Source organism: uncultured Tateyamaria sp. (assembly GCF_947488715.1).
Lineage (GTDB): Bacteria > Pseudomonadota > Alphaproteobacteria > Rhodobacterales > Rhodobacteraceae > Tateyamaria.
Map to the genome: position 1 here is coordinate 1 of NZ_CANLAG010000017.1, position 15732 is coordinate 15732.

Sequence of the window (15732 nt, forward strand, 5' to 3'; positions counted from 1 at the left end):
GTGACCCCCTTCTTCATCGCCGACGCCGCCACAATCGCAGCCCTCGTCGCATTCCCAGGCATCGTACTATGGCTGCCATCACTCGCAGGGTAGAGGGGCGTTTAGTCACGCAACACAAGAACCGAGCGTTTTGAATGCCGCACCACGCGTGCGGCATTCGACCCGAGCAGGTAATCGCGCAACTCTGGTTGATGTGCACCGATGATGATCAGGTCGGCGTCGATCTGATCGGCATAGGTGATGACACTGTCATAGACGGTGCCCTTCAGCACTTTGTGTTCCGCGACAAGACCCGAGGATGCTACAGCGTCCGCCAGTTGCGTGGCGACCGCAGAGCGCGCTTCGTCCACGAAATCCTTGCTCATGTAGGAGCCCACGATGGGCATGCCGACATCGGGGATCACCGTCACCACATGACACGTGCAGTCCCAGCCTTGGGTCAATTCCAAGGCCGATGACAGCAGCTTTTGCATGTCGTCCTGCACACCGGCATCGACGGGGATAAGGATGCGTTTGAACATCTTGCGACCTCCTCAGAAGGCGGGTTGCGTTGCGCGGGGCCGTTGCACGGCCACGATCAACAAGAGCAACAACAGGGCGGGGATAAAGAACAACTCCTTGGCCATGCGCTCATTTTCGATGGCCACCGCTTCGATTTGTGCAGGCGCATCGCCGTAGAAATCGTAGTCGTTGGCGAGCTGTTCGAAGTAAGGCGTGCCGGGGAACGGCTCTTCGAGGGCGAGGATGTCACCATCTTCGATCACGGTCAGACCCGCCGCATCAAGCCGGTCCAGCCCACTGCCTTCGGTCTCGGGGGTGAAGGTGACGGTGGTGGTGCCGACAATCCCGGTATCGAAATCAGGCGCAGAAATCCGCAATCGTGCTGTTTCGCCCGGCGGTAGCTCCTGAATGGCGGTCAGCGCGGCGGCCCCGGTCGTCTCAGTGTACTTGTCTTGCCACTGATCGAGGAAAAAATCGGGCCGGAACAGCATAAACACAATCAGGATCATCACGCCCGCCTCCCATTTACGGGTCTTGGCGATGAAATACCCTTGGGTCACGGCGGCAAAGACGAGCATCGCTATGAGCGAGACAAAGAACACCATCACCGCTTTGGCCGGGCCCACGTCAATGAGCAGAAGGTCGGTGTTGAAGATGAACATGAACGGCAAAAGTGCGGTCCGAATGTCATAGCTGAAGCCGACGATGCCGGTCTTGATTGGGTCCCCGCGTGAAATCGCGGCGGCGGCATAGGCCGCCAGACCCACCGGCGGCGTGTCATCGGCGAGAATACCGAAATAGAACACGAACAGGTGCACCGCGATCAGCGGCACAATCAGACCCGACTGCGCACCAACGCTGACAATCACCGGCGCCATCAACGAGGACACAACGATGTAGTTCGCCGTCGTGGGCAGGCCCATCCCGAGGATCAGCGACAGGATCGCCACAAGCACCAACAGGATGATCAGGTTACCACCGGCAATGGTCTCGATGACCTGCCCGATGATCTGGTGCGCGCCCGTCAGGGAAATCGTACCGACGATGATACCGGCGGCACCTGTGGCGACACCAATCCCGATCATGTTGCGCGCGCCGCTTTCCAGCCCGGCGACGAAATCACCAAATGCCACGTGGAACCCGTTGTGGGTCTGCGATGCGGCGAGGTGCGCGTGGGTCTGCCCACGCATCATCTGCTTGAGAGGGCGGTGCGTCAGTGCGACGATGATCATCACCACCGTGGCCCAGAACGCAGACAAAGCGGGCGACAGACGGTCCAGCGTGTCGGTGCGCACCATCAGGTTCCACACCAGCACAAAGATCGGCAGCGCATAGTACGCGCCACCCAGGAACGTCGGCGTCAGGCGGGGCGCTTCGACAGCGGTGGAATTGGGATCATCCGGCACCACATCAGGGAACCGCGACGCCACAAACAGCAGCGCCAAATAGGCGATGAGCAACAACACCAGCGCCGGGTAGATCGTGGCATCCGGCATCATCGGCTCCAACAGTGCGCGGAAGCCGATGACCAGCATGGTCAGCGCAGCCATCACAAAGAAACCGGTGAGAAACAGGATCATGATCATCACCACGCCAATGTGGCGACCCGGTTTCTTCAGACCCTGCAGGCCCAGCTTCAGGCTTTCCAGGTGCACGATGTAGAGCAGGGCAATGTACGAGATGACGGCAGGCAAAAAGGCGTGCTTGACGACTTCGATGTAGGGAATGTTGACATATTCCACCATCAGGAACGCGGCGGCCCCCATCACCGGTGGTGTCAACTGTCCGTTTGTGGATGAGGCAACCTCCACCGCGCCCGCCTTTTCCGGGGAAAAGCCGATGCGCTTCATCAATGGGATCGTAAAGGTGCCCGTGGTCACGGTGTTGGCAATGGACGATCCGGAAATCATGCCGGTCATCATCGACGACAGAACGGCGGCCTTGGCAGGCCCACCACGCAGCGCGCCCAGCAGGGCAATTGCCACCTTGATGAACCAGTTGCCTCCGCCCGCTTTCTCTAGCAGCGCGCCGAACAAAACGAACAGAAAGATCATCGAGGTCGATACACCCAGTGCGACGCCGAACACGCCTTCGGTCTGCATCCAGTAGTGGCCCATGGCCTTGCTGAACGACGCGCCGCCGTAGTTCGTGATGCTGCCGACCCATTCGGAATAGCCACCAAAGAAGGCCAGTGACAGAAAGGCCGAGGCAATGATGACGAGGGGCAGACCCAGCGACCGGTACACTGCGATCATCAACACGCTCATGCCGATCCCGGACATCACAATGTCAGAGGTTGACCACAGACCCGGTCGGTCCGCGATTTCAAAGCGGAACACCACGAGGTAGAGGCACGCACTGGTCCCCAACACGACCAGCGCCCAGTCATAAAGCGGGATGCGATTGCGGTGGCCAAACATCGGAAAGGCCAGCGTGGCAAGTACAATGGCAAAGGCCAGGTGCACAAAACGCGCCTGTGCCACGATGTTGGCAAACATGCTGACGCCCGTGGCCTGCGCCAAGACGCCGGGGAGTTTCGACGCGATATAAAGCTGGAACAGAGACCACGCGATACACAGGCCAAATATCAGGCTGGCGGCAAATGGCCCGGCATTGCGTGCGCCGGTGTCGGCTTCGGCCACCATGTCCTCTGCGGTTCTTGTATCGGTCATGTCCTGTCCCCCTTGTGACGAAAACGCCAGCGCACCCAAGTGGATACGCTGGCGCTCTTTTTTGTTACGGCATCATGCTGCGCCGCTTACTGCATCAAACCCAGCTCTTTGTACGCGCGCTCGGCACCGGGGTGCAGAGGGGCGGACAGGCCGTCGCTGATCATCTGTGCGGCGTCCAGGTTGGCGAATGCCGGGTGCAGACCGCGGAAATCGTCAAGGTTCGACAGAACCGCCTTGGCCACGATGTACGCCACATCGTCAGACACGTCCGCCGATGTCACGAATGTCGCGCCCACACCGAACGTGGTGGTGTCGCCATCCGTGCCTGCATACATGCCGCCGGGAATGGTCGCGACGCGGTAGTAGGGGTTGTCGGAGACCAGCTTGTCGATGGGCGCGCCGGTGACGGACACCAGTTTCACGTCACATGTGGTGGTCGCTTCCTTGATTGCCGCCGCAGGGTGGCCGATGGTGTAGATCATCGCGTCGATGTTGTCGTCGCAGATCTGCTTGGCCATTTCCGACCCTTTGTACTCGGTCGCCAGCGCAAAGCTGTCCATGTTCATACCAAAGGCGTCCATGACGACTTCCATCGTGGCGCGTTGGCCCGAACCGGGGTTGCCCACGTTCACACGCTTGCCGGCCAGATCCTCAAACGAGGTGATGCCGCTGTCGCCGCGCACGATCAGAGTAAAGGGCTCGGGGTGGACCGAGAACATGGCACGCACGCCGGGGAATGGGTTTTCCTCGAACTTGGATGTGCCGTTGAACGCGTGGAACTGCCAATCAGACTGAGCCACGCCGAATTCCAGCTCGCCCGCCTTGATGGTGTTGATGTTGTAAACCGACCCGCCAGTCGATTCCACGGCGCAACGAATGCCGTGCTCTTTGCGGTCCCGGTTGACCAGACGGCAGATCGCGCCACCGGTGGGATAGTAAACGCCGGTCACGCCGCCGGTGCCGATGGAAATGAATTCCTGGGCTGCTGCCGCACCGCTGAATGCAATGGTTGCTGCCGCGGCCAAACCGCCAAGGCTCTTCAAATATGTCATGGATGTCTCCCTAGTACGTCCGCGCTTTGTGCGCTCTGATAGGTGGACCGTCCTAAATGTGTTGGGGGATGTCACGGAAAAACTAATGTTTTTTTTGCGCGACCCAGTATGCGTTGTTCTCGATGCGTAATTTTTCATAGGACGCGATTCGATCCCGTGCAGGATCGCCGCCGCCTTTCATCAAAAACGCCAGCAGCAACTCAACCACCGCCATCATGCCGGAAAAGCACCCGAAATTATGCGTGCTTAGAACCGACGCCACCAGCGTATGTTCCGGTGCCAGATCTGGCGACACCACCTCAGAATCCGTGATCAACAGCAGTTTCACGCCCTTTTTCTTGGCAAATGCGCAGGCTTCGATCGTTTCGCGGGAATAGGGTGTGACCGTGATCGCGATCAACACGTCGCCCTCGGTCGCGGTGTTGAGATCGTCAATTGCGCTGTTGTGGTGCCGGGGGATCAACTGCATCGTCGGCAAGGCCATCCGCCCCACATAGTGCAGATAATAGGCCACCGCATAGCTCGACCGCACAGCCGTCAGGTAGACGTTGCGCGCACCGATCAACATGTCTGCAATGGCGTTCAGCGTCTCTGCCTGCTGGCGTTCCAGCGAATGGGTAACGATGGACAACGTGTTGCGCGCCGCATCGGCATGCACGCCACCAAAGTCTGTACTCCCGGCCGCCGCGCGCAACCATTCAGGGTCCGCCTGCGCACTGGCCTGCGACACCAACGCGTGCCGGTACGGGCTGCGGAACGCCTCGAATGACGCGAAACCGAGGATTTTCGCCAAGTTTACAAAGGTATAGGTGCTGACCTGCGCCTTGCGCGCCGTTTCGCGGATGGAATCGAGACCAAAGTCAGACGGGTGATCGACAATATACTTTGCGGCGGTGCGCAGTTGCGGTGAAAAGCCTGCGATGCCGTCCTTGAGGGCTGCGGTCGTGTTGGTCTTGAGCGTTGGGTCCAAGCGATTCGTCCTTTTGGGTTTGGCATAACATACGTTATTTTTCGGATGCGTTGACTTTGATCGTAATTCTGCTCCCAGTATGGTCCGAACCCAAGCCCCGAACGCCACTGGCGGAGCCCGCACCGTGCCTACTTCGTATGAATTGATGGTCGCCCCCACCGGCGCGCGTTTGACCAAGGCGGATCACCCGGCCTTGCCCATCACGGCGCCAGAAATCGCGGCGACCGCGCAGGCGTGTCAGGCCGCGGGTGCCACAGCAATTCATGTGCATGTCCGCGACGGGCAGGGCCGTCATGCGCTGGCACCCGACCTCTATGCCGCCGCGTTGGATCACATCGCGCGGGTATCCGACATCCACGTGCAGGTATCGACCGAAGCGGCAGGGGTGTTTGACCCGCAGACTCAGATGGAGTGTCTCGCCGCCGTCCCGGCCCGTGATGCCAGCGTGGCGTTGCGAGAAGTGTCCGGCAATCCAAACGCTTACGTCACCGCGCAGACACGCGGGGTGGATGTTCAGCACATACTCTACACCCCCGACGAGGTCACAGCGCTCTTGCAGCATTTTGACAGGGCCGAGATTCCTGAACAGTCACGCCGCGCGATCTTCGTCCTTGGGCGCTACAGCGACGGCCCGCAATCGGACCCACGCGACCTGGCACCCTTCGTGAATGCCATGGGTGACGCCGGGCTACGCTGGTCTGCCTGTGCCTTTGGCGCGCAGGAACACGCCTGCATGTTGGCAGCACTCGATCTGGGCGGGCAGGTCCGCATCGGGTTCGAGAACAGCTATGTCTCGGCCGACGGCACCGTCTATCCCGACAACGCCACATCCGTATCCGCCTTTGTTGCCGCAGCGGATGCAAGAGGGTTCCAGCCAGGAAGCGCATCGACATGAGCCACGTTTTCCCCCGACAGATCACCGCCCCACCGGTCAAAGCAGTGTCCAGCGACGGATGCTATTTCACGGATGAAACGGGCAAGACCTATCTCGACGGATCGGGCGGGGCTGCGGTGTCCTGCCTTGGCCATGGCGATCCAACTGTGATCGCCGCCATTCAGGCGCAAACCGCGCAGATGGCTTTTGCCCATACCGGGTTCTTCACGAGTGATCCCGCCGAGGCCCTGGCCGATCTGCTCATCGAACATGCGCCGGGCGATCTCGACCGGGTCTATTTCGTCTCGGGCGGGTCCGAAGCGGTCGAGGCGGCGCTCAAACTGGCGCGCCAGTACCACATTGAAAACGGCGAACCCCAGCGCCGGCACATCATTGCGCGGCGGCAAAGCTATCATGGCAACACGCTGGGTGCATTGGCGACAGGCGGCAATCAATGGCGGCGCGCTCAGTTTGAACCGATCCTTGTGGATGTCACCCACATCGCCCCCTGCTACGCCTATGTCGATCAGACGGAAAACGAGACCGCCTTTGACTACGGCCAGCGCGCCGCGCAAGAGCTGGAGGATGAAATCCTGCGCCTGGGTTCTGACACGGTCATGGCCTTTGTTGCCGAACCGGTCGTGGGTGCCACCATGGGCGCCGTGCCAGCGGTCGACGGATACTACAAACGCATCCGCGAGATTTGCGACACCTATGGGGTGCTGTTGATTCTCGACGAAGTCATGTGCGGGATGGGCCGCACCGGCCAACTCTATGCCTGCGAGGCAGATGGGATCGCACCAGATATCCTGTGCATCGCCAAGGGGTTGGGGGCGGGGTATCAGCCGATTGGGGCCATGCTCTGTACGGCGCAAATCTACGACGTCATCGGGTCAGGGTCCGGGTTCTTTCAACACGGCCACACCTATTTGGGGCACCCTGTGGCCTGTGCTGCCGGACTGGCAGTGGTCCAGTCGATCCTCGACCGCAACCTGTTGGACAATGTGCGCGAACGATCCGATGACCTCTTTGCTGGCCTCACGCAGCGGTTCGGACAACACCCGCACGTGGGCGACATTCGGGGGCGGGGCCTGTTCATCGGTCTCGAGATCGTCGCGGACCGCGACACCAAACAGCCTTTTGACCCGGCGCGCAAAACGGCAGCCGCGCTCAAACGCGCGGCCTTTGAGGCCGGGCTGATCTGCTACCCGATGAGCGGCACGCGCGATGGCCGCTTGGGCGACCATGTGCTGCTGGCGCCGCCCTTCATCTACACGCCCGACCACGTGGCCGAGCTTGTCGACAAGCTCGACACGGCAATGCGTGAGGTGCTGGGCTAACCTCAGCCCTGCAGCGCTTTGACACCCACGTCGCCCTGCGCCTGTTCGCGGATCGCCAACGCGGCAGCATGCGATGCAGCGGCAGTGGTGAAATAGGGGATCTTGTCATAGAGCGCGATGGACCGGATCGACTTGCTGTCGTCCACGGCCTGCGCGCCTTCGGTGGTGTTGAACACCAGTTGGATGCCGCTGTCCTTCATCATGTCCGTGACATCGGGACGGCCCTCATAGACCTTGTTGACGGTGCCACACGGCACGCCATGACCCTCATACCACGCGGCAGTGCCACGGGTCGCCACAAGGCTAAAGCCCAGACCGGTGAGAATTTGCGCCGCTTCCAACATGTCGGGTGTCTTGTCCGCATCCTTGATGGAAATGAACGCACACCCCGCATCGGGCAGGACCATGCCCGCACCCATCTGTGCCTTGAGGAACGCGCGCGCAAATGTGCGGTCCCAGCCCATGACTTCGCCGGTTGACCGCATCTCGGGGCCGAGGATGGTATCGACGCCGGGGAAACGGGCAAAGGGCAGCACTGCCTCTTTGACCGAGAACCACGGCATGTTCGGATCGGCCAGCGTCATCGGATCACCCAAGGGCAGCACCGCGTCATAGCTCGCGTCTGCATCGTAAGGCGCGCGCAGCGGGAAGTTGCTGAGCGGCTCACCCGCCATGATCCGCGCGGCAATCGACGCAATCGCGCTGTCGGTGGATTTCGCGACAAAGGGCACCGTGCGCGAGGCGCGCGGGTTCACTTCGATCAGATAAATGGTCCCGTCCTGCACCGCGAACTGAATGTTCATCAGGCCGATGACGTTCAGCGCCTTGGCCAGAGCGCGGGTCTGGGTCTCGACCTCCGCAATCACATCAGCAGACAGTGAATAGGGTGGCAAGGAACAAGCACTGTCGCCCGAATGGACCCCCGCCTCTTCGATATGCTGCATGATGCCTGCGACATGCACGTCCGTCCCATCGCACAGCGCATCCACATCCAGCTCCACCGCTCCTGCCAGATAACTGTCGAGCAAAACAGGGCTGTCGCCCGACACCACCACCGCTTCGGAGATGTAACGCTCGAGGCTGGCCTGATCGCGCACGATCTCCATCGCGCGGCCACCCAGCACATAAGAGGGCCGGATCACCAGCGGGAAGCCGATGTCGCCTGCAATCGCCAGCGCCTCAGCGTCGGAATGGGCGATGCCGTTGTTGGGCTGCTTGAGGCCCAGATCGTTGACCAGCGCCTGAAAGCGCTCGCGATCTTCGGCCAGGTCAATCGCGTCAGGCGTGGTGCCGAGGATCGGAATACCCGCCTCTTCGAGCGCATTTGCCAACTTTAGCGGCGTCTGCCCGCCAAACTGAACGATGACCCCGTGCAGCGTGCCATTGTCCTGCTCGACCCGCAGGATTTCCATCACATGCTCAAATGTCAGCGGCTCAAAATAGAGCCGGTCCGAGGTGTCATAGTCGGTCGACACCGTCTCGGGGTTACAGTTGATCATGATCGTCTCATAACCCGCATCCGTCAGCGCAAAGCAGGCGTGACAGCAGCAATAGTCGAACTCGATGCCCTGACCAATCCGGTTGGGTCCACCACCCAGAATGACAACCTTTTTCCGATCGGAAGGGCGCGCTTCGCACTCGACCTCGCCAAAGACGGGCGTTTCATAGGTGGAATACATATAGGGCGTCTGCGCCTCGAACTCGGCGGCACAGGTGTCGATGCGTTTGAACACGGCGCGCACTCCGGCGGCCTCGCGCGCGGCGCGCACCGCGGTTTCCGACTGCTCTGACAACGTGCCCAGACGCGCATCGCTAAAGCCCATCATCTTCAGATGGCGCAGCTTGTCCGCCGTGTCCGGCAGGCCGCCCGCGACAATTTCAGCCTCGGCGTCAACGATTTCCCGCAACCGCGCGAGGAACCATGGGTCAAACATGGTGACGCCGTGGATCTCGTCATCGCTCAATCCATGGCGCATCGCCTGCGTGATCAGGCGCAACCGGTCCGGCGTCTGCACCGAGATCGCCTTGGTGATCGCGGCCTTGTCCGGCGCGCCGGGGATGTCGATGTCGTCCAGACCCGTCAGGCCCGATTCCATCGACGCCATCGCCTTTTGCAGGCTCTCGTGGAAGGTCCGGCCAATGGCCATGACCTCGCCCACGGACTTCATCGCAGTGGTCAGCGTCGCTTCGGATCCAGGGAACTTCTCAAATGCGAATTTCGGGATCTTGGTGACGACATAGTCAATCGTCGGCTCGAACGAGGCGGGCGTGACTTTGGTGATGTCATTGTCCAACTCGTCCAGCGTATAGCCCACGGCCAGTTTCGCCGCGATCTTGGCAATCGGGAAACCCGTCGCCTTGGACGCCAGCGCCGAGGACCGCGAGACGCGCGGGTTCATCTCGATCACGACCATGCGGCCGTCATCGGGGTTGATCGCCCATTGTACGTTAGATCCACCCGTTTCGACGCCGATCTCCCGCAGCACGGCGATCGAGTGGTTGCGCATGATCTGGTATTCTTTGTCCGTGAGCGTCAGGGCAGGGGCCACGGTGATCGAATCGCCCGTATGCACGCCCATCGGGTCCACGTTTTCGATGGAACAGACGATGATGGCGTTGTCGGCGGTGTCGCGCACCACCTCCATTTCGTATTCTTTCCAGCCCAGCAGGGACTCGTCGACAAGGATCTGACCCACGGGCGAGGCATCCATCCCCGACCGGCAGATCGCCTCGTAATCGTCGCGGTTATAGGCCACGCCACCGCCTGTGCCACCAAGGGTAAAGGCGGGGCGGATGATCGCGGGCAATCCGATCTCTTCGAGTGTTTCAAGGGCGATGGCGACACCGGCGGACAGGTCTTTGTTGCCTTTGGCATCCTTGGGCGCTGTCACGATGGTGGCGCGGGGGTTTTCGATGCCCAACCGGTCCATTGCCTCGCGGAACAACTTGCGATCTTCGGCCATTTCAATGGCTTCGCGCTTGGCACCAATCATCTCGACGCCGAACTTCTCGAGCACACCCATTTCTTCGAGCGCAAGCGAGGTGTTCAAACCCGTCTGACCACCCATCGTGGGCAACAGCGCGTCGGGGCGCTCTTTCTCGATGATCTTGGCGACGGTTTCTGGCGTGATCGGCTCGATATAGGTGGCGTCGGCCATGTTGGGATCAGTCATGATCGTGGCGGGGTTTGAGTTCACCAGAACAACCCGGTACCCTTCCTCGCGCAACGCCTTGCAGGCCTGTGCACCGGAATAGTCAAACTCGCACGCTTGCCCGATCACAATGGGACCCGCGCCGATGATCATGATCGACTGAATGTCGGTACGCTTTGGCATCTGTGGCCCCCCGGATGTGCAAATTGTCTGCGTTATAGGGATGGCGCAGGCAGGTGCAAGAGGGGCCGGACACCGCGGCGTGAAATATGTGTAAGGGCGCGGAACTCTTTGTCCCCGGGGTGCGTTGACTGATCGTGCGCGATCAACCCAACGAGGAGAAACACGGAAAATGGCGTATTCAACACTGCTTTTGGGGTCTATCGGCGTGCTGGCGGAAACATCCGATCTGCAACGCCGTGCGTTCAACACCGCCTTCGAGATGAACGAGCTGATCTGGCACTGGGATGCCGACACCTATCGCGCGCTGCTTGAAGTGCCGGGCGGCAAGGCGCGGCTGGCCCATTATGCGGCCCAGCAGGGGGCCGAGGTCGACATCGACAAGATCTACGAGGACAAGATTCGCGCTTTTGATGCCGCATTGGCCCAAGGCATCGACCTGCGGCCCGGCATTGCCGACCTGATCGCAGAAGCGCAGGTGCAGAACATGAAGATCGGCTTTGTCACCGGCACGGATCCCCGTCAGGTCGCGGGCATCCTGCGCGCGCTCGAAAGCAGCATTTCGCCGTCGATCTTTGATTTTATCGGCGACAACACGCTGGCCCCGCGCGCCAAACCCGCCCCCGACATCTACAACGAGGCGCTGCGGAGCTTGGGCGTGACCGGGCAAGAAGCACTGGCCATCGAGGACACGCCCGAAAGCGCACAAGCCGCCGTGGCCGCAGGTATCCGCACGCTGGCCTATCCGGGAGAGAACGCCGCAGGGCGCGACTTTGGCGCCGGGGTCGAGGTGGTGGGCACGCCCGCCGTCACACTGCTGCGCAGTGCAGCCATCGCCGCCTAGGCGTTTTCGCGCGCCCGGACACCCGGCGCTGCCGCAGCGGTGGCGGCGCCGTCATAGAGATAGTCGCGCGTCAGCGGCACCGCATCCCGTTTGTGCGCCAGCTGGAAGTGATAGACCCCCTGCATCTGATGCTCAAAGGCCAGAATGCACACCGTCAGGTAATAGTGGAACATGCGCACAAACCGGTCGTCATACATGCTCGAAATCTCGGAAATATGCGCATCAAACCGATCGCGCCAATGGCGGATCGTTTTGGCATAGTGCAGCCGCCACACCTCGATGTCGGTCTGCCACAGACCGGATTTCTCCATCGCCGGGGCCAGCTCTGACAGCGACGGGACATAGCCGCCGGGAAAGATGTATTTGTTGATCCAGGACGAATGCGCCATCGGCGGCGCGGACCGGCCAATCGTGTGGATCAGCGCCACGCCATCCGGGTCCAGCAACTCCGCCACACGGTTGAAATAGGTGCCAAAGTTCGGCACGCCCACATGTTCCAACATCCCCACCGACACAATCCGGTCAAAGGTGCCGCTGGTGTGGCGGTAATCCTGAAGGTTGAAATGCACCCGGTCCGCCAGACCCGCAGCCTCTGCACGTCGCTGTGCGGTGGCCAGTTGGTTCTCGCTCAACGTGATGCCCGTGACCTCACAGCCATAGTCCCGCGCGAGCGTCAGCGCCATACCGCCCCAGCCACAGCCGATGTCCAGCACCCGCATCCCCGGTTCCAGCCGCAGCTTGGCCGCGATATGTGCCTTTTTGGCGATCTGCGCTTCCTCCAGCGTCATGGCGTTGTCGCGGAAATAGGCGCAGGAATATTGCATGTCCGCATCCAGGAACAAACGATACAAATCGTCCGAGATATCATAGTGATGCGCCACGTTCTGGCGCGACGCGCGCGGCGCGTTGTTCTGAATGAACCGGCGGGCGTGGAACCGCGCGCGGTTCGCCATCAAAAGCCAGGGCGGCAAATGCCCCTTGAACCGGTTGCGGATGATGACCGTCAGCACCTCGTCCAGGGTGCAGTTCTTCGGGGTGATCCGCCCCTCCATATACCCCTCGCCCAAACCGAGGTCTGGGTTCACGATCAGCGCCTTCAGGGTAGCGGTGTCGGCAATGTCCAGATGCCCATGCGCGCCGCTGTCGGGTCCGTAGTCCCGCGTGGTGCCATCCGGATACGTAATGCTCAGACGGTCATCGACCATCATACCCGTCAGAAACCGGTCCAGCAGCTTGTCCCACATCACGTCACCCGTAAGTCGTCTCTCCGCCAGTAAAGTTGGGGGATCACATGGTGTTGCGTCAAGTGTTAGAGGCCGCGCGCGTCCAGATATGCCCTCACGGTGCCTTCAAATGCCCGTGGATCGTCCGCATGCAGCCAATGACCCGCCGCCGGGATCTTGGCAAAGCGGGCGGCGGGGAACAGCCCGCGAATGGTGTCGCGATAGTCGCGATGCACGTAATCCGACTGACCACCGGACAGAAACAACGTGGGACCGTCATGGGCGCCGGTCACCTCCGGAAATCCCAATATCGCAGGCATATTCGCCGCCAGCGCGTCCAGGTTGAACCGCCAGCGCCCCTCCGCCAGATCCAGCGATTGCGTCAGGAAACTGCACAGGGCAGGCTCCACGCCTTGCTCGGCCAGTTGTGCATTGGCGTCCGACCGGCGTGTGACCCGGCTCAGGTCCACGGCGCGCATGGCGTCAATGTATTGCATCTGCGAATGCCCATAGCTGACCGGCGCGATGTCGCCGACCACCAGCCGCCGCACACGGTCGGGGTGGGTCAACGCCAGCATCATCGATGCCTTCCCACCCATTGAATGACCCACCACGTCCATGGGCGCACCCAAATGGTCAATGACCTCTGCCAGATCTTCGGCGAGGTCCGCGTACCCGTGATCATCCGACCAGGGGCTGTGTCCGTGGTTGCGCATATCAACGGTGACAACCCGGCGCGTGTCCGCCAACCGTTTCGCGATCACACCCCAGTTCCGGCCAGAGCCATAAAGCCCATGCGCAATCAACAACGGCGTGCCGTCGCCTGCGCCATATTCGGTAAATGCCAACATGCCACCACGACTAAACCGGAACGAAACCCGCCGCCAGAGGGATTGAGGGCGCGCGCGCCAAACGCTACACCACGGACATGGAAACCCAAGGGACGATCGAGGCGCGCGCATCGCGCATCCAAAGCGCGCTGGACGGCGCGTTTGGCGTCCGGGCCAAAACGCTGTCCAAGGCGCTCAAACGCACAGGCCGCCGGATGCCCAAACGTCTGCATGGCGAGGCACAGCTGATCGTGGCGGCCCAACGGCTCGGTGGCCACCCCAAGCTGATGCGCCAGGTCGATGGCGCGGCACTGACCCGCGCCGAAGAACGGGTTGTCACCTGGCTTGATGGGATCGACCGCGCCGACAACCGCAAAGGGCTGTGGCTGGGCATCGCGGGGGCTGTCGCCTTTAACATCCTGCTGATTCTGGCGGGCTTTGTGCTCTGGATGATCTGGGCCGGCCACGTCTGAGACCGCCTGATCGGTCTCCAGCATCCGTGTTTATTGAGACGATACCGGGAAATGGTGCAGGTGATTGCCGCAAATGGCACTCCGACGCGCCTTGGCATTCCCGTAACGCCGGCGGTCTGCTAGCCTTCTCGCAATAGTTGATAGCTGGATTTATACCATGACATTTTTCAATCCACTCCGCGTCTCGTTCAATGTCGCCCCACTGGCGGGACACATCTTTGGCGACGATGACGACCGTGGCGGCAACGGGCGCTCGGACTTTGACGGGCGCTACACCATCCTTGATGTGGACACCCCTGTGATCCCGCTGCCCGGCGATCTCGAACACGGCACGGGCGAGGAACCGCCTGAACCATTGCCAGAGGATGACCATGATCACTTTGAGTTTGACGACGGGACGTCTCCACATCCCGAACATCAGCCCGGGGATCTCGAGCACGAAGAGGAGGGGGGCGAACACGAGTTTCACGATCACGACCCGTCCCAGGTGGGGGATAACGGCCGGCCCGAACCGGATCCCGATCCCGAGCCAGACCCGGATCCCGCACCATCATCCGACAGCGACCCCGATCCGGCTCCAGCGCCCATAGATCCGCCCGCGGATCCCGAAGAGGTCGCTGGCGATCAAGGCCGCCCAACCGACGAATTGCCTGGCCCACCCCAGGTCACGCCACCCAGCCCACCGGTGGGCGACAACAACCGGGATTTCGGTCGCGCTGACGACGCAGTGCCGGATCAACCCATAGACCCCGCCCCCCTTGTGACCTACACCAGCGGCGGCCCCGCCGACACGTCTTACAACGTCACGATCGACTTCATAGGCAGTTGGACAACCGAACTTCAGGCAGGCTTCATCGACGCGGCTGACTACCTCAGCACCATCATCCTCGGCGACTTGCCCGACGATATCATTGGCGGCGTGGCCTTTGACGACATCACCATCACCGCCACCTTGCAGGGGATCGACGGCCAAGGCGGTGTGCTGGGCAGCGCGGGCCCTCGCGAAATCCGCGACGATGGGTCGTTCCTGCCGTCGACCGGTGCGATGACCTTTGACGTGGCCGACGCCCCGGACCAACTGGCCGACGGCAATTGGGAAACCATCGTGCTACACGAGATGATGCACGCCATGGGCTTTGGCACGATCTGGTCGGCCCTGGGCCTGACAAGCGGATCTGTCGCGGGCGGGGACATCCGCTTTACCGGCGCCAACGCCACCGATGTCTACCAGACCGAGTTCGACGCAATCGCAACTGCGGATCCGGGGTCGTTGACTGGCATCCCGGTCGAAACCGAAGGCGGTCCGGGCACCGCAGGTGGGCATTGGGACGAGGATCTGTTTCAGGACGAGATCATGACCGGCTTTGTCGACAGCGGCGCCTTCGTGTCCGTTATGACAATCGCGTCGCTTGAGGACATCGGCTATGACACGGTGTTCGACGACGCCTATGACGCCAATGACCAGAGCGGTCCGATCCCTCCGAACCCGCTGCTGGAAATTTTCGCCTAGGCTCTCAAACACGAAAAAGCCCGCGGCGCATGAAACGCCGCGGGCTTTTTGTCTTTATCTCACAAATTCGGATACATCGGGAAGCGTGCGCAGAGGGCCTGGACCTCGGCC

Annotated in this window: 12 protein-coding genes; 5 read left to right on the forward strand and 7 right to left on the reverse strand. The window is 61.3% G+C overall.

Features of this window, described 5'->3' with window-relative positions:
* Positions 1-101: 101 nt before the first annotated feature.
* From Q0936_RS20220 to Q0936_RS20235, 4 genes are all read right to left on the reverse strand, one after another.
* Complete coding sequence (locus Q0936_RS20220; RefSeq protein WP_299298543.1) at positions 102-521, reverse strand: universal stress protein; 420 nt, start codon at positions 519-521, stop codon at positions 102-104.
* A 12-nt stretch (positions 522-533) separates the two neighbouring features.
* Entirely contained in the window at positions 534-3173 is a 2640-nt protein-coding gene (locus tag Q0936_RS20225) for a TRAP transporter permease (protein ID WP_299298539.1), read from the reverse strand.
* Positions 3174-3259: 86 nt separating this feature from the next.
* Complete coding sequence (locus Q0936_RS20230) at positions 3260-4225, reverse strand: TAXI family TRAP transporter solute-binding subunit (RefSeq protein WP_299146641.1); 966 nt, start codon at positions 4223-4225, stop codon at positions 3260-3262.
* 82 nt (positions 4226-4307) lie between these two features.
* Positions 4308-5195 (reverse strand): MurR/RpiR family transcriptional regulator, encoded by an 888-nt coding sequence (locus Q0936_RS20235; protein ID WP_299298536.1) that lies wholly within the window; start codon positions 5193-5195, stop codon positions 4308-4310.
* Positions 5196-5319: 124 nt separating this feature from the next.
* On the opposite strand from Q0936_RS20235, the gene Q0936_RS20240 reads away from it, so the two are divergent.
* Both Q0936_RS20240 and Q0936_RS20245 read left to right on the forward strand, forming a co-directional pair.
* On the forward strand, positions 5320-6090 hold the full coding sequence (locus Q0936_RS20240) for a 3-keto-5-aminohexanoate cleavage protein (protein WP_299298533.1): 771 nt from the start codon (positions 5320-5322) through the stop codon (positions 6088-6090).
* Positions 6087-7409, forward strand: a complete 1323-nt coding sequence (locus tag Q0936_RS20245) for an aspartate aminotransferase family protein (RefSeq protein WP_299298530.1) — start codon at positions 6087-6089, stop codon at positions 7407-7409. The genes Q0936_RS20240 and Q0936_RS20245 overlap by 4 nt, the downstream gene beginning before the upstream one ends.
* Before the next feature lie 2 nt (positions 7410-7411).
* Here the strand turns inward: Q0936_RS20245 and carB are convergent, their stop codons facing one another.
* Positions 7412-10744 (reverse strand): carbamoyl-phosphate synthase large subunit, encoded by a 3333-nt coding sequence (carB, locus tag Q0936_RS20250; RefSeq protein ID WP_299298527.1) that lies wholly within the window; start codon positions 10742-10744, stop codon positions 7412-7414.
* A 169-nt stretch (positions 10745-10913) separates the two neighbouring features.
* Here carB and Q0936_RS20255 point away from each other — a divergent pair, with 169 nt between their 5' ends.
* Complete coding sequence (locus tag Q0936_RS20255) at positions 10914-11585, forward strand: HAD-IA family hydrolase (protein WP_299298524.1); 672 nt, start codon at positions 10914-10916, stop codon at positions 11583-11585.
* On the opposite strand, the gene Q0936_RS20260 is transcribed toward Q0936_RS20255, so the two are convergent.
* Together Q0936_RS20260 and Q0936_RS20265 are read right to left on the reverse strand one after the other, a co-directional pair.
* Positions 11582-12829: a cyclopropane-fatty-acyl-phospholipid synthase family protein gene (locus tag Q0936_RS20260; RefSeq protein WP_299298521.1), complete on the reverse strand. Its 1248-nt coding sequence runs from the start codon at positions 12827-12829 to the stop codon at positions 11582-11584. The genes Q0936_RS20255 and Q0936_RS20260 overlap by 4 nt on opposite strands.
* A 65-nt stretch (positions 12830-12894) precedes the next feature.
* Positions 12895-13659, reverse strand: a complete 765-nt coding sequence (locus Q0936_RS20265; RefSeq protein ID WP_299298518.1) for an alpha/beta fold hydrolase — start codon at positions 13657-13659, stop codon at positions 12895-12897.
* 77 nt (positions 13660-13736) lie between these two features.
* Here Q0936_RS20265 and Q0936_RS20270 point away from each other — a divergent pair, with 77 nt between their 5' ends.
* Together Q0936_RS20270 and Q0936_RS20275 are read left to right on the forward strand one after the other, a co-directional pair.
* Positions 13737-14111, forward strand: a complete 375-nt coding sequence (locus Q0936_RS20270; RefSeq protein WP_299298515.1) for a hypothetical protein — start codon at positions 13737-13739, stop codon at positions 14109-14111.
* A gap of 157 nt (positions 14112-14268) precedes the next feature.
* A complete protein-coding gene (locus Q0936_RS20275) occupies positions 14269-15621 on the forward strand; it encodes a leishmanolysin-related zinc metalloendopeptidase (RefSeq protein WP_299298513.1) in 1353 nt (450 codons plus the stop codon).
* Positions 15622-15732 lie beyond the last annotated feature (111 nt).